We start from the raw sequence: 22,493 nt of genomic DNA, 5'->3' as shown, positions 1-22,493 counted from the left end.
AAACCTCCTGTTAACTATTTGAACAATAGAACAAGAGGCTACTAGTAATTTTATTTTCATGCTCAAGGCATATTCGAGTTATCTCATGACTCTTGTTCATCCAGTTTTTTTAACAGGCTAGGAAAAGCCCTATTAGACACCACGGATTGGTATTGTTCATCTTCATTATAAGCTAAACTTCTTTTTCTGTCATGAGTTAGCAGGCTCTGCATGCTTAGAGTTTTTTTCCTTTTTGGAAAATTTCTAAAATATGGTATAATGAAAAGATAAAGAAGTTGGGGGTAGAAGATGAACATTCAACAATTACGCTATGTTGTTGCCATTGCCAATAGTGGTACTTTCCGTGAAGCTGCTGAAAAGATGTATGTTAGTCAGCCGAGTCTGTCTATTTCTGTTCGTGATTTGGAAAAAGAATTGGGCTTTAAGATTTTCCGTCGGACCAGCTCAGGGACTTTCTTGACACGTCGTGGGATGGAATTTTATGAAAAAGCGCAAGAATTGGTCAAGGGATTTGATGTTTTTCAAAATCAGTATGCAAATCCTGAAGAAGAAAAAGATGAATTTTCCATTGCTAGTCAGCACTATGACTTCTTGCCACCAACCATTACGGCTTTTTCAGAGCGCTATCCTGACTATAAGAACTTCCGTATTTTTGAATCAACTACTGTTCAAATTTTAGACGAAGTAGCGCAAGGGCATAGTGAGATTGGGATTATCTACCTCAACAATCAAAATAAAAAAGGTATCATGCAACGCGTTGAAAAGCTAGGTCTGGAGGTCATTGAGTTGATTCCCTTCCATACCCATATTTATCTCCGTGAAGGGCATCCTTTGGCTCAGAAAGATGAATTGGTCATGGAGGATTTAGCGGATCTACCAACGGTTCGTTTCACTCAAGAGAAAGACGAGTACCTTTATTATTCAGAGAACTTTGTCGATACCAGTGCTAGTTCACAGATGTTTAATGTGACAGACCGTGCTACCTTGAATGGTATTTTGGAGCGGACGGACGCTTATGCGACAGGTTCTGGATTTTTAGATAGTGATAGTGTTAATGGCATCACAGTTATTCGTCTCAAGGATAATTTGGATAATCGCATGGTCTATGTTAAACGTGAGGAAGTGGAACTTAGTCAGGCTGGAACTCTTTTCGTAGAAGTCATGCAAGAATATTTTAATCAGAAGAGGAAATCATGAAAAAAAGAGGACTAGTGGCAGTCATTGTACTGCTTTTGATTGCGCTGGATCAGTTAGTCAAATCCTATATCGTCCAACAGATTCCACTGGGTGAAGTGCGTTCTTGGATTCCCAATTTCGTTAGCTTGACCTACCTGCAAAATCGAGGGGCAGCCTTTTCTATCTTACAAGATCAGCAGTTCTTATTCGCTGTCATTACTCTGGTCGTCGTGGTAGGTGCCATTTGGTATCTACATAAACACATGGAGGACTCACTCTGGATGGTCTTGGGTTTGACCTTGATTATTGCAGGTGGTCTTGGAAACTTTATTGACAGGGTCAGTCAGGGCTTTGTTGTGGATATGTTCCACCTTGACTTTATCAATTTTGCAATTTTCAATGTGGCAGATAGCTATCTGACGGTTGGAGTGATTATTTTATTGATTGCAATGCTAAAAGAGGAAATAAATGGAAATTAAAATTGAAACTGGTGGCCTGCGTTTGGATAAGGCTTTGTCGGATTTGACAGAATTATCACGTAGTCTCGCGAATGAGCAAATCAAATCAGGACAGGTCTTGGTCAATGGCCAAGTCAAGAAAGCTAAGTACACTGTCCAAGAGGGCGATGTCGTCACTTATCATGTACCAGAGCCAGAGGTCTTAGAGTATGTGGCTGAGAATCTTCCGCTAGAAATCATCTACCAAGATAAGGACGTGGCCGTCGTTAACAAGCCTCAGGGGATGGTGGTGCATCCAAGTGCTGGTCATACCAGTGGGACCCTAGTAAATGCCCTCATGTATCATATTAAGGACTTGTCGGGTATCAATGGGGTTTTGCGTCCGGGAATTGTTCACCGTATTGATAAGGATACGTCAGGTCTTCTCATGATTGCTAAAAACGATGAGGCGCATCTAGCACTTGCCCAAGAACTCAAGGATAAAAAGTCTTTACGCAAATATTGGGCGATTGTTCATGGAAATCTACCCAATGATCGCGGTGTGATTGAAGCGCCGATTGGCCGTAGTGAAAAAGACCGTAAGAAACAGGCTGTGACTGCTAAAGGGAAGCCTGCAGTTACCCGTTTCCACGTTTTGGAACGCTTTGGCGATTATAGCTTAGTGGAGTTACAACTGGAGACAGGCCGTACCCACCAAATCCGTGTTCACATGGCTTATATTGGTCATCCAGTCGCTGGGGATGAAGTCTATGGTCCACGTAAGACTCTGAAAGGACATGGGCAATTTCTTCATGCCAAGACTTTAGGTTTTACTCATCCGAGAACAGGTGAGATTTTGGAATTTACAGCAGATATCCCAGAGATTTTTAAGGAAACATTGGAGAAATTAAGGAGGTAAGAATGAAAAAGAAATTAACTAGTTTAGTACTTTTGGGCGCTTTTTTAGGCTTGTCATGGTATGGAAATGTTCAAGCTCAAGAAAGCTCAGGAAATAAAATTCACTTTATCAATGTTCAAGAAGGTGGCAGTGATGCGATTATTCTTGAAAGCAATGGGCATTTTGCCATGGTGGATACAGGAGAAGATTATGACTTCCCAGATGGAAGTGATTCTCGCTATCCATGGAGAGAAGGAATTGAAACGTCTTATAAGCATGTTCTAACAGACCGTGTCTTTCGTCGTTTGAAGGAATTGGGTGTCCAAAAACTTGATTTTATTTTGGTGACCCATACCCACAGTGATCATATTGGAAATGTTGATGAATTACTGTCTACCTATCCAGTTGACCGAGTCTATCTTAAAAAATATAGTGATAATCGTATTACTAATTCTGAACGTTTATGGGATAATCTGTATGGCTATGATAAGGTTTTACAGACTGCTGCTGAAAAAGGTGTTTCAGTTATTCAAAACATCACACAAGGGGATGCTCATTTTCAGTTTGGGGACATGGATATTCAACTCTATAACTATGAAAATGAAACTGATTCATCAGGTGAATTAAAGAAAATTTGGGATGACAATTCCAATTCCTTGATTAGCGTGGTAAAAGTCAATGGCAAGAAAATTTACCTTGGGGGAGATTTGGATAATGCTCATGGAGCAGAAGACAAGTATGGTCCTCTCATTGGAAAAGTTGATTTGATGAAATTTAATCATCACTATGATACCAATAAATCAAACACCAAGGATTTCATTAAAAATTTGAGTCCGAGTTTGATTGTTCAAACTTCGGATAGTCTACCTTGGAAAAATGGTGTTGATAGTGAGTATGTCAATTGGCTCAAAGAACGTGGAATTGAGAGAATTAACGCAGCCAGCAAAGACTATGATGCGACAGTTTTTGATATTCGACAAGATGGATTTGTCAATATTTCAACTTCCTATAAGCCGATTCCAAGTTTTCAAGCTGGTTGGCATAAGAGTGCATATGGGAATTGGTGGTATCAAGCACCTGATTCTACAGGAGAGTATGCAGTAGGTTGGAATGAAATCAAGGGTGAATGGTATTACTTCAACCAAACGGGTATCTTGTTACAGAATCAATGGAAAAAATGGAACAATCGTTGGTTCTATTTGACAGACTCTGGTGCATCAGCTAAAAATTGGAAGAAAATCAATGGAAGCTGGTATTATTTCAACAAAGAAAATCAGATGGAGACTGGCTGGCTTAATACTGGAGGACAATCCTATTATTTATCAAAGGATGGCTCTATGAAGACAGGCTGGCTTCAATATAAGGGGCAATGGTATTACTTTGCTCAATCAGGAGAAATGAAAACGGGTTGGGTAAAAGATAAAGAAACCTGGTACTATATGGATTCTACTGGTATCATGAAGACAGGCGAGATAGAAGTTGCTGGTCATCATTATTATCTGGAAGATTCAGGAGCTATGAAGCAAGGTTGGCTTAAAAAGGCAAATGATTGGTATTTCTACAAGGAAGATGGTTCACGAGCTGTGGGTTGGATCAAGGACAAGGATAAATGGTACTTCTTGAAAGAAAATGGTCAATTACTTGTGAACGGTAAGACACCAGAAGGCTATACTGTTGATTCAAGTGGTGCCTGGTTGGTGGATGTTCCGGTCGAGAAATCTGCTATAATTAGAACTACAAGTAATTCAGAAATAAAAGAATCTAATGAAGTAGTGAAAAAGAATCTTGAAAATAAAGAAACGAGTCAACATGAAAGTGTTACAAATTCTTCAACTAGTCAAGATTTGACATCATCAACTTCAAAAAGCTCTGAAACGAGTGCAAACAAATCGGAATCAGAACAGTAGTAGAAAAGAAGGTTTTAGGGCCTTCTTTTTTCTATCAACTCTTTTCTATTTCTTGTCATTCATGTTATAATGGATAAATATGAAGAATCGGAGTGAGACTATGAAATACAAACGGATTGTCTTTAAGGTGGGGACTTCTTCTCTGACGAATGAGGATGGAAGTTTATCACGTAGTAAGGTAAAGGCTATCACCCAGCAGTTGGCTATGTTGCACGAGGCTGGTCATGAATTGATTTTGGTGTCGTCTGGTGCCATTGCTGCAGGTTTTGGGGCCTTAGGATTTAAAAAGCGTCCTACTAAGATTGCTGATAAACAGGCTTCAGCAGCGGTAGGTCAAGGCCTTTTGTTGGAAGAATACACGACCAATCTTCTCTTGCGTCAAATCGTTTCTGCCCAAATCTTGCTGACCCAGGATGACTTTGTAGATAAGCGCCGTTATAAAAATGCCCATCAGGCTTTGTCAGTTCTGCTTAGCCGTGGTGCGATTCCTATCATCAATGAGAATGACAGTGTCGTCATTGATGAGCTCAAGGTTGGGGACAATGACACTCTGAGTGCCCAGGTAGCGGCTATGGTCCAAGCAGACCTTTTGGTTCTCTTGACAGATGTGGACGGTCTCTATACTGGAAATCCTAATTCAGATCCAAGAGCAAAACGCTTGGAGCGAATCGAGACCATCAATCGTGAGATTATTGATATGGCCGGTGGAGCAGGTTCTTCAAACGGTACTGGGGGCATGTTAACCAAAATCAAAGCAGCGACTATTGCGACAGAATCAGGAGTTCCTGTTTATATCTGCTCATCCTTGAAGGCAGATGCCATGATTGAGGCAGCTGAGGAGACCAAGGATGGTTCTTACTTTGTTGCTCAAGAGAAGGGACTTCGCACCCAGAAACAATGGCTGGCCTTCTATGCTCAGAGCCAAGGTTCTATTTGGGTTGATAAAGGGGCTGCGGAAGCTCTCTCTCAACATGGAAAGAGTCTTCTCTTATCTGGTGTTGTTGACGCAGAAGGCGCCTTTTCTTACGGTGATATTGTGACAGTATTTGACAAGGAAAGTGGAAAATCACTTGGAAAAGGGCGCGTGCAATTTGGAGCATCTGCTTTGGAGGATATGTTGCGTTCTCAAAAAGCCAAGGGTGTCTTGATTCACCGTGATGACTGGATTTCCATTACTCCTGAAATCCAACTACTCTTTACAGAATTTTAGAGGTAAACTATGGTAAGTACACAAGAACAATTTGAACAGGTACAGGCTGTTAAAAAATCGATCAACACAGCTAGTGAAGACGTGAAAAACCAAGCCTTGCTAGCCATGGCTGATCACTTAGTGGCTGCTACTGAGGAGATTTTAGCGGCAAATGCCCTCGATATGGAAGCGTCCAAGGGTAAAATCTCAGATGTGATGCTGGATCGTCTTTATTTGGATGCAGGTCGTATAGAAGCAATGGCAACTGGTATTCGTGAAGTGGTTGCTTTACCAGATCCAATCGGTGAAGTTTTAGAAACCAATCATCTTGAAAATGGTTTGGTTCTCACCAAGAAACGGGTGGCTATGGGGGTTATCGGTATTATCTATGAAAGCCGTCCAAATGTGACGTCTGATGCGGCTGCTTTGGCTCTTAAAAGTGGAAATGCAGTTGTTCTTCGTAGTGGTAAGGATGCCTATCAAACAGCCCATGCCATTGTCACAGCTTTGAAGAAGGGCTTGGAGACAACGATCATTCATCCAGATGTGATTCAACTGGTGGAAGATACCAGTCGTGAAAGCAGCTATGCCATGATGAAGGCCAAGGGCTATTTAGATCTTCTCATTCCTCGTGGAGGGGCTGGTTTGATCAATGCAGTTGTTGAAAATGCGATCGTACCTGTTATTGAGACAGGGACTGGGATTGTCCATGTCTATGTAGATAAGGATGCTGATGAAGACAAGGCTCTGTCTATTATCAACAATGCTAAAACTAGTCGTCCTTCTGTCTGCAATGCCATGGAGGTTCTACTTGTTCATGAAGACAAGGCAGCAAGCTTCCTTCCTCGCTTGGAGAAGGTGCTGGTTGCAGATCGAAAAGAAGCTGGGTTGGAACCAATTCAATTCCGCTTGGATGAAAAAGCAAGTCAGTTTCTTTCAGGTCAAGCGGCTGAGGCCAAAGACTTTGACACCGAGTTTTTAGACTATGTCCTAGCTGTTAAAGTTGTGAGCAGTTTAGAAGAAGCGGTTGCCCATATTGAGGCTCACAGTACCCATCATTCGGATGCGATTGTGACGGAAAATGCTGAAGTTGCAGCTTACTTTACAGATCAAGTGGACTCTGCAGCGGTTTATGTTAATGCATCAACTCGTTTCACCGATGGTGGCCAATTTGGTCTGGGTTGTGAAATGGGAATTTCTACTCAGAAACTGCATGCGCGTGGTCCAATGGGCTTAAAAGAATTGACTAGCTACAAGTATGTGGTTACTGGTGACGGGCAGATAAGGGAGTAAGAGATGAAGATTGGATTTATCGGTTTGGGGAATATGGGAGCTAGTTTGGCCAAGGCTGTCTTGCAGACTAGACTGGCAGATGAGATTCTCCTTGCCAATCGTAGCCAAGCCAAGGTGGATGCTTTCGTTGCCGACTTTGGTGGTCAGGCTTCAAGCAACGAAGAAATATTCGCAGAAGCAGATGTGATTTTTCTAGGAGTAAAGCCTGCACAGTTCTCAGACTTGCTTTCTCAATACCAGACCATCCTTGAAAAACGCGAAAGTCTTCTTTTGATTTCCATGGCAGCTGGATTGACTTTAGAAAAACTAGCAAGTCTTATCCCAAGTCAACACCGAATTATTCGTATGATGCCAAATACTCCTGCTTCTATTGGACAAGGAGTGATTAGCTATGCCTTGTCTCCTAATTGCAGGGCTGAGGACAGTGATCTCTTTTGTCAGCTTTTAGCCAAGACTGGTCTCTTGGTTGAACTTGGGGAAAGCTTAATTGATGCAGCGACAGGTCTTGCAGGTTGTGGACCAGCTTTTGTCTATCTCTTTATTGAGGCCTTGGCAGATGCAGGTATTCAGACTGGATTGCCACGAGAAACAGCATTAAAAATGGCGGCTCAAACTGTGGTAGGAGCTGGACAATTGGTCCTTGAAAGTCAGCAACATCCTGGAGTATTGAAAGACCAAGTTTGTAGCCCAGGCGGTTCGACTATCGCTGGTGTAGCAAGCCTAGAAGCGCATGCTTTTCGAGGAACGGTCATGGAGGCAGTTGGTCAAGCCTACAAACGAACACAAGAACTAGGTAAATAAGAGGTGGATGTGTCTGCCTCTTTTATGGTGGTTGATACTCTTCGAAAATCTCTTCAAACCACGTCAGCTTCCATCTGCAACCTCAAAACAGTGTTTTGAGCAACCTGCGGTTAGCTTCCTAGTTTGCTCTTTGATTTTCATTGAGTATGAAATGAGAAGACAAAAAGATTGTCACAAACCCCTATTTTTTTGATAGAATAGAAGTAGTAAAAAAGAAATGAGTTAGACATGTCAAAAGGATTTTTAGTCTCTCTTGAGGGACCGGAGGGAGCAGGAAAGACCAGTGTTTTAGAGGCTCTGCTACCAATTTTAGAGGAAAAAGGAGTAGAGGTGCTGACGACCCGTGAACCTGGCGGAGTCTTGATTGGGGAGAAGATTCGGGAAGTGATTTTGGACCCAAGTCATACTCAGATGGATTCGAAGACAGAACTCCTTCTCTATATCGCCAGTCGCAGGCAGCACTTGGTGGAAAAAGTTCTTCCAGCCCTTGAAGCTGGTAAGTTGGTCATTATGGACCGCTTCATCGATAGTTCTCTTGCCTATCAGGGGTTTGGTCGTGGCTTGGATATTGACGCCATTGATTGGCTCAATCAGTTTGCGACAGATGGCCTTAAACCTGATTTGACACTCTATTTTGACATCGAGGTGGAAGAAGGACTGGCTCGAATTGCTGCTAATAGCAATCGCGAGGTCAATCGTTTGGACTTGGAAGGGTTGGACTTGCACAAAAAAGTCCGTCAAGGCTATCTTTCTCTTCTGAATAAAGAGGGAAATCGCATTGTCAAGATTGATGCTAGTCTCCCTTTGGAGCAGGTTGTGGAAAATACCAAGGCTGTCTTGTTTGACAGAATGGGCTTGGCCAAATGAAACAAGATCAACTAAAGGCTTGGCAGCCAGATCAGTTTGACCGCTTTGTCCGTATCTTGGAGCAAGACCAGCTCAATCATGCCTACCTCTTTTCAGGTTTCTTTGGAAGCTTGGAAATGGCGCAATTTTTGGCTAAAAGTCTCTTTTGTACGGATAAAGTAGGTATTTTACCATGTGAGAAATGCCGAAATTGCAAGCTGATTGAACAGGAAGAGTTCCCAGATGTTACCTTGATTAAGCCAGTCAATCAGGTTATTAAGACAGAACGCATTCGAGAATTGGTGGGTCAGTTTTCCCAAGCAGGGATTGAAAGTCAGCAACAGGTCTTTATCATTGAACAAGCGGAAAAGATGCATCCCAACGCAGCTAATTCTCTGCTCAAGGTCATCGAAGAACCCCAGAGTGAGGTTTATATTTTCTTCTTGACCAGCGATGAGGAAAAGATGTTACCGACCATCCGCAGTCGGACCCAGATTTTCCACTTTAAGAAACAAGAAGAGAAACTCATCCATCAATTAGAACAAGCAGGTCTGGTCAAGAAAAAAGCAACTCTTTTAGCCCAGTTTAGTCAATCGCGAGCTGAAGCAGAAAAGTTGGCTAATCAGGCAAGTTTTTGGACCTTGGTCGATGAAAGTGAACGCCTGCTGACTTGGTTAGTGGCTAAGAAAAAAGAAAGTTATTTGCAGGTTGCTAAATTAGCGAACTTGGCTGATGACAAGGAAAAACAAGATCAGGTTTTACGGATTCTTGAAGTCCTCTGTGGGCAGGACCTCCTGCAAGCAAGAGTAAGAGTGATTCTACAAGATTTGCTAGAAGCTAGAAAAATGTGGCAAGCTAATGTCAGCTTTCAAAATGCCATGGAATATCTGGTCTTGAAAGAAATATAAACTAAAAAATGAATGATAAAGAAAGGAAAGGGCTGGTTTATGGACAAAAAAGAATTATTTGACGCGCTGGATGATTTTTCCCAACAGTTATTGGTAACCTTGGCCGATGTGGAAGCCATCAAGAAAAATCTCAAGAGCCTGGTAGAGGAAAATACAGCTCTTCGTTTGGAAAATAGTAAGTTGCGAGAACGCTTGGGTGAGGTGGAAGCAGATGCTCCTGTCAAGGCCAAGCATGTTCGTGAAAGTGTCCGTCGAATTTATAAAGATGGTTTTCACGTATGTAATGATTTTTATGGACAACGTCGAGAGCAGGATGAGGAATGTATGTTCTGTGACGAGTTGTTATACAGGGAGTAGGCATGCAGATTCAAAAAAGTTTTAAGGGGCAGTCTCCCTACGGTAAGCTGTACTTAGTGGCAACGCCGATTGGCAATTTAGATGATATGACCTTTCGAGCTATTCAGACCTTGAAAGAAGTGGACTGTATTGCTGCTGAGGACACGCGCAATACAGGGCTTCTGCTCAAGCATTTTGACATTTCTACTAAGCAGATTAGTTTTCATGAGCACAATGCCAAGGAAAAAATTCCTGATTTGATTGGTTTCCTGAAAGCAGGACAAAGCATTGCTCAGGTATCCGACGCGGGCCTGCCTAGCATCTCAGACCCTGGTCATGATTTGGTTAAGGTAGCGATTGAGGAAGAAATTGCGGTTGTGACTGTTCCAGGTGCCTCTGCAGGAATTTCTGCCTTGATTGCCAGTGGTTTAGCACCACAGCCACATATCTTTTACGGCTTTTTACCGAGAAAATCAGGCCAGCAAAAGCAATTTTTCGACTCGAAAAAAGACTATCCTGAAACACAGATTTTCTATGAATCGCCTCATCGTGTGGCAGATACGTTAGAAAATATGCTAGAAGTCTATGGTGACCGCTCGGTAGTCTTGGTCAGAGAATTGACTAAAATCTATGAAGAATACCAAAGAGGTACCATTTCTGAGTTATTGGAAAGCATAGCTGAAACGCCACTCAAGGGCGAATGCCTTCTCATCGTTGAAGGTGCCAGTCAGGATGTGGAGGAAAAAGACGAGGAAGACTTATTCTTAGAAATTCAAGCCCGTATCCATCAAGGCATGAAGAAAAATCAAGCTATCAAGGAAGTCGCTAAGATTTACCAGTGGAATAAAAGCCAGCTTTACGCTGCCTACCACTACTGGGAAGAAAATCAAGAAAATGACTAAACAGGGAAGTTTGCCTTCTTCCCTTTTTTTGTTATACTAGTAGAAGAAAAAATTAGAAAGATTTGTGGGAGTGAAAAAGTCCGGGGGACTTTTTCAGCCTGAGCCAAGAAACTCGAGAGTGAAGTGAGTTCGGTTGGCTTTTTCAATGTGAATTTTGCCTTCACACTCCCAAAGAGGTATTAGTGTCGTGTCTCAATCTTATATCAATGTTATCGGTGCAGGTTTGGCAGGTTCTGAAGCAGCCTACCAAATTGCAGAACGTGGTATTCCAGTTAAACTTTATGAAATGCGTGGTGTCAAGTCAACACCCCAGCACAAAACAGACAATTTTGCTGAGTTGGTTTGTTCCAATTCTCTTCGTGGGGATGCTTTGACAAATGCAGTTGGTCTTCTCAAGGAAGAAATGCGTCGCTTGGGTTCTGTTATTTTGGAATCTGCTGAGGCTACACGTGTTCCTGCAGGCGGTGCCCTTGCGGTGGATCGTGATGGTTTCTCACGGATGGTGACTGAAAAAGTGGCCCACCACCCCTTGATTGAAGTGGTACGTGATGAAATTACAGAATTACCGACAGATGTTATTACGGTTGTCGCTACTGGTCCTTTGACCAGCGATGCCTTGGCTGAAAAGATTCATGCCCTTAATGACGGCGATGGCTTCTATTTCTACGATGCAGCAGCGCCTATTATCGATGTCAACACTATCGATATGAGCAAGGTCTATCTCAAGTCTCGTTATGATAAGGGAGAAGCAGCCTACCTCAATGCGCCCATGACCAAGCAAGAGTTTATGGATTTCCATGAAGCCTTGGTTACTGCGGAAGAAGCACCGCTCAATTCTTTTGAAAAAGAAAAGTACTTTGAAGGTTGTATGCCAATTGAAGTCATGGCCAAACGAGGTATTAAAACCATGCTTTATGGCCCTATGAAACCAGTGGGGCTTGAGTATCCGGACGACTACACAGGACCTCGTGATGGAGAATTCAAAACTCCTTATGCGGTTGTGCAACTTCGTCAGGATAATGCAGCAGGTAGCCTATACAATATTGTTGGTTTCCAGACCCACCTCAAATGGGGAGAACAAAAGCGTGTTTTCCAAATGATTCCAGGTCTTGAAAATGCCGAGTTTGTCCGTTATGGTGTTATGCATCGCAATTCTTACATGGATTCACCAAATCTTCTGGAGCAGACCTATCGTTCCAAGAAACAACCAAATCTCTTCTTTGCTGGTCAGATGACGGGTGTGGAAGGCTATGTTGAATCCGCAGCGTCAGGATTAGTTGCGGGAATTAACGCAGCTCGTCTTTTCAAGGGAGAAAGCGAGGCTATTTTCCCAGAGACAACAGCGATTGGAAGCTTAGCTCATTACATCACCCATGCAGACAGCAAACATTTCCAACCAATGAATGTCAACTTTGGGATTATCAAGGAGTTGGAAGGTGAACGTATCCGTGATAAGAAGGCTCGTTATGAAAAAATTGCAGAGCGTGCTCTTTCTGACTTAGAGGAATTTTTAACAGTCTAATTTTTTTGAAAGAATTGCTCATGATACTATAAAAATCTTAGAAATTGTGATAAAATAGATAGGATAAAAAAAGGAGAGTGAAAATGGCGAATCCCAAGTATAAACGTATTTTAATCAAGTTATCAGGTGAAGCCCTTGCCGGTGAACGTGGCGTAGGGATTGATATCCAAACAGTTCAAACAATCGCAAAAGAGATTCAAGAAGTTCATAGCTTAGGTATCGAAATTGCCCTTGTTATTGGTGGAGGAAATCTTTGGCGTGGAGAACCTGCAGCAGAAGCAGGTATGGACCGCGTTCAGGCAGATTACACAGGAATGCTTGGGACTGTTATGAATGCTCTTGTGATGGCAGATTCATTGCAACAAGTTGGTGTCGATACTCGTGTACAAACAGCTATTGCAATGCAACAAGTGGCAGAGCCTTACGTACGTGGACGTGCCCTTCGTCACCTTGAAAAAGGCCGTATCGTTATCTTTGGTGCTGGAATTGGTTCACCATACTTCTCAACAGATACAACAGCGGCTCTTCGTGCAGCTGAAATCGAAGCAGATGCCATCCTTATGGCTAAAAATGGTGTCGACGGTGTTTACAATGCCGATCCTAAGAAAGACAAGACAGCCGTTAAGTTTGAAGAATTGACCCACCGTGACGTTATCAATAAAGGTCTTCGTATTATGGACTCAACAGCTTCAACCCTCTCAATGGACAACGACATTGACTTGGTTGTCTTTAACATGAACCAACCAGGCAACATCAAACGTGTCGTATTTGGTGAAAATATCGGAACAACAGTTTCAAATAATATCTAAGAAAAGGAATAAGAAAGATTATGGCTAACGCAATTGTAGAAAAAGCTAAAGAGAGAATGACCCAGTCTCACCAATCACTTGCTCGTGAATTTGGTGGTATCCGTGCTGGCCGTGCCAATGCAAGCTTGCTTGACCGTGTACATGTAGAATACTATGGAGTAGAGACTCCTCTTAACCAAATCGCTTCAATTACGATTCCAGAAGCGCGTGTTTTGTTGGTGACACCATTTGATAAGTCTTCATTGAAAGACATCGAACGTGCTTTGAACGCTTCTGATCTTGGTATCACACCAGCTAACGATGGTTCTGTGATTCGCTTGGTTATCCCAGCTCTAACAGAAGAAACTCGTCGTGATCTTGCTAAAGAAGTGAAGAAGGTCGGTGAGAGTGCTAAAGTGGCTGTCCGCAATATCCGTCGCGATGCTATGGATGAAGCTAAGAAACAAGAGAAAGCAAAAGAAATCACTGAAGACGAATTGAAGACTCTTGAAAAAGACATTCAAAAAGTAACAGACGATGCTGTTAAACACATCGACGACATGACTGCCAACAAAGAGAAAGAACTTTTGGAAGTCTAAGAAATAAACAGAAAAACTCAGTTGGCATTGCTGGCTGAGTTTTATTCGAAAGAAGGAAATATGAATACAAATCTTGCAAGTTTTATCGTTGGACTGATCATCGATGAAAATGACCGTTTTTACTTTGTGCAAAAGGATGGTCAAACCTATGCTCTTGCTAAGGAAGAAGGTCAACATACAGTAGGGGATACGGTTAAAGGTTTTGCCTACACGGATATGAAGCAAAAACTCCGCTTGACCACTCTAGAAGTGACTGCAACTCAGGACCAATTTGGTTGGGGCCGTGTTACAGAGGTTCGTAAGGACTTGGGTGTCTTTGTGGATACAGGCCTTCCTGACAAGGAAATCGTTGTGTCGCTCGATATTCTCCCTGAGCTCAAGGAACTCTGGCCTAAGAAGGGCGACCAACTCTACATCTGTCTTGAAGTGGACAAGAAAGACCGTATCTGGGGACTCTTGGCCTATCAAGAAGACTTTCAACGTCTGGCTCGTCCTGCCTACAACAACATGCAGAACCAAAACTGGCCAGCCATTGTTTACCGTCTCAAGCTGTCAGGAACTTTTGTTTACCTGCCAGAAAATAACATGCTTGGTTTTATCCATCCTAGCGAACGCTACGCAGAGCCACGTTTGGGGCAAGTGTTGGATGCGCGTGTCATTGGTTTTCGTGAAGTGGACCGCACTCTGAACCTCTCCCTCAAACCTCGTTCTTTTGAGATGTTGGAAAATGATGCTCAGATGATTTTGACTTACTTGGAAAGCAATGGCGGTTTCATGACCTTAAATGATAAGTCATCTCCAGACGACATCAAGGCAACCTTTGGCATTTCTAAAGGTCAGTTCAAGAAAGCACTCGGTGGTTTGATGAAGGCTGGTAAAATCAAGCAAGACCAGTTTGGGACAGAGTTGATTTAGGGTGGCTTATGAGAAAATCATTTTACATTTGGCTCATGACCGAGCGAAATCCTAAAAGTAACAGTCCCAAAGCTATCTTGGCAGACCTAGCTTTTGAGGAGTCAGCCTTCCCAAAACACACAGATGATTTTGATGAGGTCAGTCGATTTTTGGAGGAACATGCCAGTTTCTCTTTTAACCTAGGAGACTTTGACAGCATTTGGCAAGAATATTTAGAACACTAGACTTTATTCATTAGGTTTGGGCTAGTAATTTATCCATCCCTTTGCTATAATAAAAAGAAATAAAAGGATTAGAGAGGTTCTTTATTTGAAGGAACATTCAATTGACATTCAACTGAGTCATCCAGATGACCTGTTTCATCTTTTTGGTTCCAATGAACGCCATCTTCGTTTGATGGAAGAAGAGCTTGATGTGGTGATTCATGCTCGTACGGAGATTGTGCAGGTTTTGGGAGAAGAGACTGCCTGTGAGGAAACCCGTCAGGTTATTCAGGCTTTGATGGTCTTGGTCAATCGTGGGATGACGGTTGGGACGCCAGATGTGGTGACTGCGATTAGCATGGTCAAAAACGATGAAATCGACAAGTTTGTCGCCCTTTATGAAGAAGAAATCATCAAGGACAATACAGGGAAGCCTATCCGTGTCAAAACACTGGGTCAAAAACTTTATGTGGACAGTGTCAAACAGCATGATGTAACCTTTGGAATTGGGCCCGCAGGGACAGGGAAGACCTTTCTTGCAGTTACTTTGGCCGTGACTGCCCTTAAACGTGGTCAGGTCAAGCGGATTATCCTAACTCGTCCAGCGGTGGAAGCAGGAGAGAGTCTAGGCTTTCTTCCGGGTGATCTCAAGGAGAAGGTAGATCCTTACCTTCGACCTGTTTATGATGCCTTGTATCAGATTCTGGGAAAAGACCAAACGACTCGTCTCATGGAGCGTGAAATCATTGAGATTGCACCTCTTGCCTACATGCGTGGACGAACCTTGGATGATGCTTTTGTCATTCTCGATGAGGCGCAAAATACGACCATCATGCAGATGAAGATGTTTTTGACTCGTTTAGGCTTTAATTCTAAGATGATTGTCAATGGAGATATCAGCCAGATTGACCTGCCACGTAATGTCAAGTCCGGTTTGATTGATGCCCAAGAAAAGCTCAAGAACATTCACCAGATTGACTTTGTTCATTTTTCAGCTAAGGATGTGGTTCGCCATCCAGTCGTCGCTCAGATTATCCGAGCCTATGAACCAGCACCGATTAAAAATGAAGAGCGTGAAGAATTAGATCCTCAACCTCTATCTGAAGGATAGTTATTTTGTACTTAAAGTTATCTCAATACTAAGTATAAATTTGCTTTTTAAATGTTTCATTCAATATCCCTATATTAGTTAGAAACTTTTCAAGTAGAAGAAACGTATGGAATCAATCTTTTTAAAACTAGCTCAGTATCCAATAGTGGAGACTGAGCGTTTATTGCTTAGACCTGTAACCTTGGATGATGCAGAAGCAATGTTTGACTATGCCTCGGACAAGGATAATACACGTTACACTTTTCTAACCAATCAAAGTTTGGAAGAAACCAAGAATAATATTGCTCAGTTCTACTTGGCTAATCCCTTGGGACGTTGGGGGATTGAATTAAAAGATAACGGCAAATTTATCGGAACCATTGATTTGCATAAGATTGATCCTGCTCTTAAGAAGGCGGCTATTGGCTACATTATCAATAAAAAGTATTGGAATCAAGGATTGACGACAGAAGCCAATCGTGCTGTGATTGAGCTAGCTTTTGAGAAGATAGGAATGAATAAGTTGACTGCCCTTCACGATAAGGCTAATCCCGCATCAGGAAAGGTCATGAAGAAATCAGGCATGCGTTTTTCACATGCAGAACCATATGCTTGTATGGACCAGCATGACGAAGGCAGAATCGTGACAAGAGTTCATTATGTCTTGACTAAGGAAGACTATTTTGCAAATAAATAAGCAGTTGAGAAGAAATTTTCAACTGTTTTTTCTTCCTCTTACGAATAATCTAAGAGAGGAGAAAATATGGAAGCAATTATCGAGAAAATCAAAGAGTATAAAATCATTGTCATCTGTACTGCTCTGGGCTTGCTTGTAGGAGGATTTTTCCTGCTAAAGCCAGATTCACAAACACCTATCAAGGAAAGGAATTTGCAGGCAGAAGTTGCAGCTGTTTCCAAGGATTCATCGACCGAAAAGGAAGAGAAGGAAGAACCGGTTGAACAAGATCTAATCACAGTAGATGTGAAAGGTGCTGTTAAATCGCCAGGAATTTATGATTTGCCGGTAGGTAGTCGAGTCAATGATGCCGTTCAGAAGGCTGGCGGTTTGACAGAGCAAGCAGACAGCAAGTCGCTCAATCTAGCTCAGAAAGTTAGTGATGAGGCTCTGGTTTACGTCCCAGCTAAGGGAGAAGAAGTAGCTAGTGAAAAGACTGGTTCTGGGACAGCTTCTTCGACTAGCAAGGAAAAGAAGGTCAATATTAACAAAGCCAGTCTGGAAGAACTCAAGCAGGTCAAGGGATTGGGTGGCAAACGAGCTCAGGATATTATCGACCATCGTGAGGCAAATGGGAAATTTAAGTCGGTTGATGAACTCAAGAAAGTCTCTGGCATTGGTGCTAAAACGATAGAAAAGCTAAAAGACTATGTTACAGTGGATTAAAAACATCCCTATTCCCCTAATTTACCTGAGTTTTCTGTTACTTTGGCTTTATTACGCTATTTTCTCAGCGTTCTATCTAGCGCTGTTGGGTTTCGTTTTTCTGCTAGTCTGTCTCTTTATCCAATTTCCTTGGAAATCAGCAGGCAAAGTTCTAGTGATTTGTGGAATCTTTTGCTTCTGGTTTTTGTTTCAAAATTGGCAACAGAGTCAAGCTAGTCAAAACCTAGCGGATTCTGTTGAAAGGGTACGGGTTTTGCCCGACACTATTAAGGTCAATGGTGACAGTCTATCCTTTCGTGGCAAGTCCGATGGACGCATTTTTCAAGTCTATTATAAACTCCAGTCCGAGGAGGAGAAAGAAGCCTTTCAAGCCTTAACAGACCTTCATGAGATAGAACTTGAAGGAAAACTTTCTGAGCCAGAAGGGCAGAGAAATTTTGGTGGCTTTGACTACCAAGCCTATCTGAAGACTCAGGGAATTTACCAGACTCTCAATATTAAAAGAATAAAGTCACTTCAAAAGGTTGGTAGTTGGGATATAGGAGAAAATCTGTCGAGTTTACGCCGTAAGGCTGTAGTTTGGATTAAGACGCACTTTCCAGACCCTATGCGCAATTACATGACAGGACTCTTGCTAGGACATCTGGATACAGACTTTGAGGAGATGAATGAGCTTTATTCTAGTTTAGGAATTATCCACCTTTTTGCTTTGTCTGGTATGCAGGTAGGATTTTTCATGGATGGCTTTAAGAAACTTCTCTTGCGATTGGGCTTGACCCAAGAAAGGTTGAAATGGCTGACTTATCCCTTTTCCCTTATCTATGCAGGGCTGACAGGATTTTCAGCATCAGTCATTCGCAGTCTCTTGCAAAAGTTACTGGCTCAACATGGGGTTAAGGGCTTGGATAATTTTGCCTTGACCGTGCTTGTCCTCTTTATCGTCATGCCCAACTTTTTCCTGACTGCAGGAGGAGTTTTGTCCTGCGCTTATGCTTTTATCTTGAGCATGACCAGCAAAGAAGGAGAGGGCCTCAAGGCTGTGACCAGAGAAAGTCTAGTCATTTCCTTGGGAATATTGCCCATTCTGTCCTTCTATTTTGCGGAATTTCAACCTTGGTCCATCCTTTTGACCTTCGTCTTTTCCTTTCTATTTGACTTGGTCTTCTTACCGCTCTTGTCTATCTTATTTGCCCTTTCCTTTCTCTATCCAATCATTCAGCTGAATTTTATTTTTGAATGGTTGGAGGACATTATTCGCTTGGTATCACAGGTGGCAAGTAGACCTCTGGTCTTTGGACAACCCAATGCATGGATTTTAATCTTATTGTTAATTTCCTTGGCTTTAGTTTATGATTTGAGGAAAAACATTAAAAGGCTAGTAGTGTTGAGCTTATTGATTACAGGTTTCTTTTTCTTGACCAAGCATCCACCGGAAAATGAAATTACCATACTGGATGTGGGGCAAGGCGAAAGTATTTTCCTAAGGGATGTAACTGGTAAGACCATTCTTATAGATGTAGGTGGCAAGGCAGAATCTGATAAGAAAATCGAAAAATGGCAAGAAAAGACGACGACCAGCAATGCCCAGCGAACCTTGATACCCTATCTTAAAAGTCGAGGAGTGACCAAGATTGACCAGCTGATTTTGACAAATACGGACAAGGAGCATGTTGGAGATTTGTTGGAGGTGACCAAGGCATTCCATGTAGGCGAAATTTTAGTGTCAAAAGGCCGTTTGAAACAGAAGGAATTTGTGGCAGAACTACAGGCAACTCAAACCAAGGTGCGCAGTGTAACAGCAGGAGAGAACTTGCCAATTTTTGGAAGTCAGTTAGAAGTTCTATATCCAAGGAAAATTGGAGATGGAAGTCATGAAGATTCCATAGTTCTGTATGGGAAACTCTTGGATAAGTACTTTCTTTTCACAGGAAATTTGGAGGAGAAAGGAGAGAAGGACTTGCTGAAGCACTATCCAGACTTGAAAGTGGATGTTTTGAAAGCTAGCCAACATGGCTCTAAAAAATCATCAAGTCCAGCCTTTCTAGAACAGTTCAAACCTGAGATTACTCTTATCTCAGTTGGAAAGAACAATCGAACGAAACTCCCCCATCAGGAAACCTTGACACGACTGGAAGGTATCAATAGTAAAGTTTACCGAACTGACCAGCAAGGAGCTATAAGCTTTAAAGGGTGGAATAGTTGGAAGATTGAAAGCGTTCGATAGGAGGAAAAAATTAAAAAATGTTAAATATTATTAAAATAAATCCAAAAAACTATTGCATAACAGATAAGAAAATGATATAATTAAAGCGCTTTCGAAAGTAAATATATTAGTGAGGTGAAAACCATGAGAAAATCAGCAAAAGTCGTTTTATTAGCTAGTTTGTTATCTATTGGTCTTTTTCAGTCCAGTGTATCTGCTAAGACCGTTCTTAAAAGTTATCGCTATGACTGGAATACCTACTATAGGTCTAGTATGAATTACCATGCATATAATTATAATGTCATTCCGGAGTGGTCTAATTATCACGGCTATTCTGAGTATAAAGTTGGCGGAGGCTGGAACTACGATCGTTATGAGGTAGTAAATCGTTACAGCGGAGGCTATTAATCCTTAAAGAGTGAGAAAAAGGAGGACTAGCTATGTTGCAGCTTACTCATGTGACCTTAAAAACGCGACAAGTCATTTTACAAGATGCGGATTTTACCTTTAATAAAGGCAGGGTTTATGGTGTTCTCGCTATCAATGGCTCTGGAAAGACGACACTGTTCCGCGCCATTAGCAACTTAATTCCCATAAGTAGTGGAAATATCGCAGCTCCTCCTTCTTTATTTTATTATGAGAGCGTTGAATGGCTGGATGGAAACTTAAGTGGGATGGACTATCTTCGCCTTATAAAAAACATCTGGAAGTCAGGGCTGAACTTGGGGGATGAAATTGATTACTGGGAAATGTCTGATTATATCAGCCTTCCCATTCGCAAGTATTCCTTAGGCATGAAGCAACGCTTGGTGATTGCCATGTATTTCCTCAGTCAGGCCAAATGCTGGCTCATGGATGAGATTACAAATGGCTTAGACGAGTATTATCGGCAGAAATTTTTTAATAGGCTGGCACAAATCAATAGGCAAGAGCAGCTGGTTCTTTTAAGTTCCCACTATAAGGAAGAGTTGGTGGAGATTTGCGATAGCATGGTAACCATTCGTCAGGGGCAGATAGAAGAGGCTTAGTTTATGAAAGATGTTAGTCAATTTTTATTAAAAAAAGTTTTCAAAAGTCGCTTAAATTGGATTATCTTAGCTTTATTTGCATCTGTACTCGGTGTTACCTTTTATTTCAATAGCCAGACTGCAAACTCAGTCAGCTTGGAGACTAGGTTGGAAACTCATCTTGCAGCCAACGAGAGAGCTATCAATGAAAATGAAGCGAAACTTTCCCAAATGTCTGATACCAGCTCGGAGGAATACCAAATTGCTAAAAGTAATTTAGACTCGCAAAAAAATCTTTTGACGCAAAAGAAAGAAATTCTAACTTTACTAAAAGAAGGGCGCTGGAAAGAAGCCTACTATTTGCAGTGGCAAGATGAAGAGAAGAATTATGAATTTGTATCAAATAACCCGACTTCTAGCTCTGACTTAAAAATGGCGGTTGACCGCGAACGGAAGATTTACCAAGTCCTATATCTCTTAAACATAAAAGCCCACAATTTAGATTATCCGACCCACGGGATTGATCAGATTGTCTGGATTTTAGAGGCTATCATCCCAACCTTGTTTGTGGTTGCTATTATTTTCATGCTAACGCAACTATTTGCAGAAAGATATCAAAATCATCTGGATACAGCTCAGTTATATCCTTTTTCAAAAGTGACATTTGCTTTATCCTCTCTTGGAGTTGGAGTGGGCTATGTAACTGTGCTGTTTATCGGAATCAGCGGATTTTCTTTTCTAGCGGGAAGTCTGATAAGTGGTTTTGGACAGTTAGATTATCCCTACCCGATTTATAGCTTAGTGAATCAAGAGGTAACTATTGGAAAGATACAAGATGTGTTATTTCCTAGCTTGTTCTTAGCTTTCTTAGCCTTTATCGTCATTGTGGAAGTAGTGTACTTGATTGCTTACTTTTTCAAGCAAAAAATGCCTGTCCTCTTTCTTTCACTCATTGGGATTGTTGGCTTATTGTTTGGCATCCAAACAATTCAGCCTCTTCAAAGGATTGCACATCTGATTCCCTTTACTTACTTGCGTTCAGTGGAGATTTTATCTGGAAGATTACCTAAGCTGATTGATAATGTCAATCTAAATTGGGACATGGGGCTAGTCTTACTTCCTTGCCTGATTATCCTTTTGTTAGTGGGGATTCTATTTATCGAAAGATGGGGAAGTTCACAGAAAAAAGAATTTTTTAATAGATTCTAGCTTTCCTATACGGAAAATAAGTAAAAACTAACATAGAGAGGGAATCAACTTGGTTCTCTCTTTTTGATGCGTAAACCAAGCCAAAATACAAACAGAAACTTTTCAAAAAAATAACTTTTTATCTTGACAAGGGCTCGAAAACTTGGTATCATATAAAAGTTGAGAAAAGCAGAAGTGAGAGCTTCTCGCCTTGTGACATTAAGTTGCCTGGCCCTACGGATGAAAAGTTTCTAAGAAACGCTATCATAACGTGCGGGCTTGTATATTTACGAGTCCGCTATTGTTTTTCTCTAATAAAACAAAAGAGGTGAAAACCATAGCAAAGCAAGACTTATTCATCAATGATGAGATTCGTGTACGTGAAGTTCGCTTGATTGGTCTTGAAGGAGAACAGCTAGGCATCAAGCCACTCAGTGAAGCGCAAGCTTTGGCTGATAACGCTAATGTTGACCTAGTCTTGATTCAACCCCAAGCCAAACCGCCTGTTGCAAAAATTATGGACTACGGTAAGTTCAAATTTGAGTACCAGAAGAAGCAAAAAGAACAACGTAAAAAACAAAGTGTTGTTACTGTGAAAGAAGTTCGTCTAAGTCCAACTATTGACAAGGGTGACTTTGATACAAAACTTCGCAATGCACGCAAATTCCTTGAAAAAGGAAATAAAGTTAAGGTATCTATTCGCTTTAAGGGTCGTATGATTACCCATAAAGAGATTGGTGCAAAAGTTTTAGCCGAGTTTGCTGAAGCAACTCAAGATATTGCCATCATCGAACAGCGTGCTAAAATGGATGGACGTCAAATGTTCATGCAATTGGCGCCAGCGACTGACAAAAAATAATTGTCAGAAAGTTAAATAAAGGAG

The 22,493-nt window shown here is 41.7% G+C and carries 24 protein-coding genes, 1 pseudogene and 1 other annotated feature; of the genes and pseudogenes, 24 read left to right on the top strand and 1 reads right to left on the bottom strand.

Annotation, left to right across the window (positions count from 1 at the left end; all coding sequences use genetic code 11):
• Positions 1-221: 221 nt before the first annotated feature.
• Positions 222-296, bottom strand: a pseudogene (locus OC529_RS05180) (AraC family transcriptional regulator); the annotation flags it as partial.
• On the opposite strand from OC529_RS05180, the gene OC529_RS05175 reads away from it, so the two are divergent.
• The 24 genes from OC529_RS05175 (at position 289) to infC (ending at position 22,469) form a co-directional block, all read left to right on the top strand.
• Entirely contained in the window at positions 289-1,197 is a 909-nt protein-coding gene (locus tag OC529_RS05175) for a LysR family transcriptional regulator (protein ID WP_262081646.1), read from the top strand. The pseudogene OC529_RS05180 and the gene OC529_RS05175 sit on opposite strands and share 8 nt — an antisense overlap.
• The gene (gene lspA / locus OC529_RS05170; RefSeq protein WP_262081645.1) at positions 1,194-1,655 is read left to right on the top strand and encodes a signal peptidase II; all 462 of its coding nucleotides are present in this window, start codon (positions 1,194-1,196) and stop codon (positions 1,653-1,655) included. The genes OC529_RS05175 and lspA overlap by 4 nt, the downstream gene beginning before the upstream one ends.
• Positions 1,645-2,532: an RluA family pseudouridine synthase gene (locus tag OC529_RS05165; protein ID WP_262081644.1), complete on the top strand. Its 888-nt coding sequence runs from the start codon at positions 1,645-1,647 to the stop codon at positions 2,530-2,532. Before lspA ends, OC529_RS05165 begins: the two co-directional genes overlap by 11 nt.
• 2 nt (positions 2,533-2,534) lie before the next feature.
• Complete coding sequence (cbpE, locus tag OC529_RS05160; RefSeq protein ID WP_262081643.1) at positions 2,535-4,418, top strand: phosphorylcholine esterase CbpE; 1,884 nt, start codon at positions 2,535-2,537, stop codon at positions 4,416-4,418.
• A 100-nt stretch (positions 4,419-4,518) separates the two neighbouring features.
• Complete coding sequence (gene proB / locus OC529_RS05155) at positions 4,519-5,628, top strand: glutamate 5-kinase (protein ID WP_261092558.1); 1,110 nt, start codon at positions 4,519-4,521, stop codon at positions 5,626-5,628.
• Between the two features lie 9 nt (positions 5,629-5,637).
• Positions 5,638-6,900, top strand: coding sequence for a glutamate-5-semialdehyde dehydrogenase (locus OC529_RS05150; protein WP_262081642.1), 1,263 nt, complete (start codon positions 5,638-5,640; stop codon positions 6,898-6,900).
• 3 nt (positions 6,901-6,903) lie between these two features.
• Complete coding sequence (gene proC / locus OC529_RS05145) at positions 6,904-7,701, top strand: pyrroline-5-carboxylate reductase (RefSeq protein ID WP_262081641.1); 798 nt, start codon at positions 6,904-6,906, stop codon at positions 7,699-7,701.
• Between the two features lie 228 nt (positions 7,702-7,929).
• Positions 7,930-8,568, top strand: coding sequence for a dTMP kinase (gene tmk / locus OC529_RS05140; protein ID WP_262081640.1), 639 nt, complete (start codon positions 7,930-7,932; stop codon positions 8,566-8,568).
• Positions 8,565-9,455, top strand: coding sequence for a DNA polymerase III subunit delta' (locus OC529_RS05135; protein ID WP_262081639.1), 891 nt, complete (start codon positions 8,565-8,567; stop codon positions 9,453-9,455). The genes tmk and OC529_RS05135 overlap by 4 nt, the downstream gene beginning before the upstream one ends.
• Before the next feature lie 39 nt (positions 9,456-9,494).
• Entirely contained in the window at positions 9,495-9,812 is a 318-nt protein-coding gene (gene yabA, locus OC529_RS05130; RefSeq protein WP_000358227.1) for a DNA replication initiation control protein YabA, read from the top strand.
• 2 nt (positions 9,813-9,814) lie between these two features.
• The gene (gene rsmI, locus OC529_RS05125) at positions 9,815-10,693 is read left to right on the top strand and encodes a 16S rRNA (cytidine(1402)-2'-O)-methyltransferase (protein WP_262081638.1); all 879 of its coding nucleotides are present in this window, start codon (positions 9,815-9,817) and stop codon (positions 10,691-10,693) included.
• 187 nt (positions 10,694-10,880) lie between these two features.
• On the top strand, positions 10,881-12,215 hold the full coding sequence (trmFO, locus tag OC529_RS05120) for a methylenetetrahydrofolate--tRNA-(uracil(54)-C(5))-methyltransferase (FADH(2)-oxidizing) TrmFO (RefSeq protein ID WP_262081637.1): 1,335 nt from the start codon (positions 10,881-10,883) through the stop codon (positions 12,213-12,215).
• Positions 12,216-12,298: 83 nt separating this feature from the next.
• On the top strand, positions 12,299-13,024 hold the full coding sequence (gene pyrH, locus OC529_RS05115; RefSeq protein WP_000002995.1) for a UMP kinase: 726 nt from the start codon (positions 12,299-12,301) through the stop codon (positions 13,022-13,024).
• 20 nt (positions 13,025-13,044) lie between these two features.
• Positions 13,045-13,602: a ribosome recycling factor gene (frr, locus tag OC529_RS05110; RefSeq protein WP_262081636.1), complete on the top strand. Its 558-nt coding sequence runs from the start codon at positions 13,045-13,047 to the stop codon at positions 13,600-13,602.
• Positions 13,603-13,662: 60 nt separating this feature from the next.
• Positions 13,663-14,517: an RNA-binding virulence regulatory protein CvfB gene (cvfB, locus tag OC529_RS05105; RefSeq protein WP_173212320.1), complete on the top strand. Its 855-nt coding sequence runs from the start codon at positions 13,663-13,665 to the stop codon at positions 14,515-14,517.
• Between the two features lie 8 nt (positions 14,518-14,525).
• Positions 14,526-14,741, top strand: coding sequence for a YozE family protein (locus tag OC529_RS05100; protein WP_173212322.1), 216 nt, complete (start codon positions 14,526-14,528; stop codon positions 14,739-14,741).
• An 85-nt stretch (positions 14,742-14,826) separates the two neighbouring features.
• Complete coding sequence (locus tag OC529_RS05095) at positions 14,827-15,831, top strand: PhoH family protein (RefSeq protein WP_262081635.1); 1,005 nt, start codon at positions 14,827-14,829, stop codon at positions 15,829-15,831.
• 106 nt (positions 15,832-15,937) lie between these two features.
• Positions 15,938-16,507 carry a GNAT family N-acetyltransferase gene (locus OC529_RS05090; RefSeq protein ID WP_262081634.1) on the top strand — a complete coding sequence of 190 codons (570 nt, stop codon included), beginning with the start codon at positions 15,938-15,940 and terminating at the stop codon, positions 16,505-16,507.
• Between the two features lie 66 nt (positions 16,508-16,573).
• Positions 16,574-17,212, top strand: coding sequence for a helix-hairpin-helix domain-containing protein (locus OC529_RS05085; RefSeq protein WP_164226010.1), 639 nt, complete (start codon positions 16,574-16,576; stop codon positions 17,210-17,212).
• Positions 17,196-19,436, top strand: a complete 2,241-nt coding sequence (locus OC529_RS05080) for a DNA internalization-related competence protein ComEC/Rec2 (RefSeq protein WP_262081633.1) — start codon at positions 17,196-17,198, stop codon at positions 19,434-19,436. The genes OC529_RS05085 and OC529_RS05080 overlap by 17 nt, the downstream gene beginning before the upstream one ends.
• Positions 19,437-19,559: 123 nt before the next feature.
• Complete coding sequence (locus tag OC529_RS05075; RefSeq protein WP_164226029.1) at positions 19,560-19,823, top strand: hypothetical protein; 264 nt, start codon at positions 19,560-19,562, stop codon at positions 19,821-19,823.
• A gap of 32 nt (positions 19,824-19,855) precedes the next feature.
• The gene (locus OC529_RS05070) at positions 19,856-20,443 is read left to right on the top strand and encodes an ATP-binding cassette domain-containing protein (protein ID WP_164226012.1); all 588 of its coding nucleotides are present in this window, start codon (positions 19,856-19,858) and stop codon (positions 20,441-20,443) included.
• A gap of 3 nt (positions 20,444-20,446) precedes the next feature.
• Positions 20,447-21,631: a hypothetical protein gene (locus OC529_RS05065; protein ID WP_164226013.1), complete on the top strand. Its 1,185-nt coding sequence runs from the start codon at positions 20,447-20,449 to the stop codon at positions 21,629-21,631.
• Between the two features lie 160 nt (positions 21,632-21,791).
• Positions 21,792-21,923 (top strand) — a sequence feature (ribosomal protein L20 leader region).
• A 15-nt stretch (positions 21,924-21,938) separates the two neighbouring features.
• The gene (gene infC / locus OC529_RS05060) at positions 21,939-22,469 is read left to right on the top strand and encodes a translation initiation factor IF-3 (protein WP_000848180.1); all 531 of its coding nucleotides are present in this window, start codon (positions 21,939-21,941) and stop codon (positions 22,467-22,469) included.
• Positions 22,470-22,493 lie beyond the last annotated feature (24 nt).

Source organism: Streptococcus sp. Marseille-Q5855, assembly GCF_946901985.1.
Taxonomy (GTDB): domain Bacteria; phylum Bacillota; class Bacilli; order Lactobacillales; family Streptococcaceae; genus Streptococcus.
This window is presented reverse-complemented; position numbering and strand designations above follow the sequence as displayed.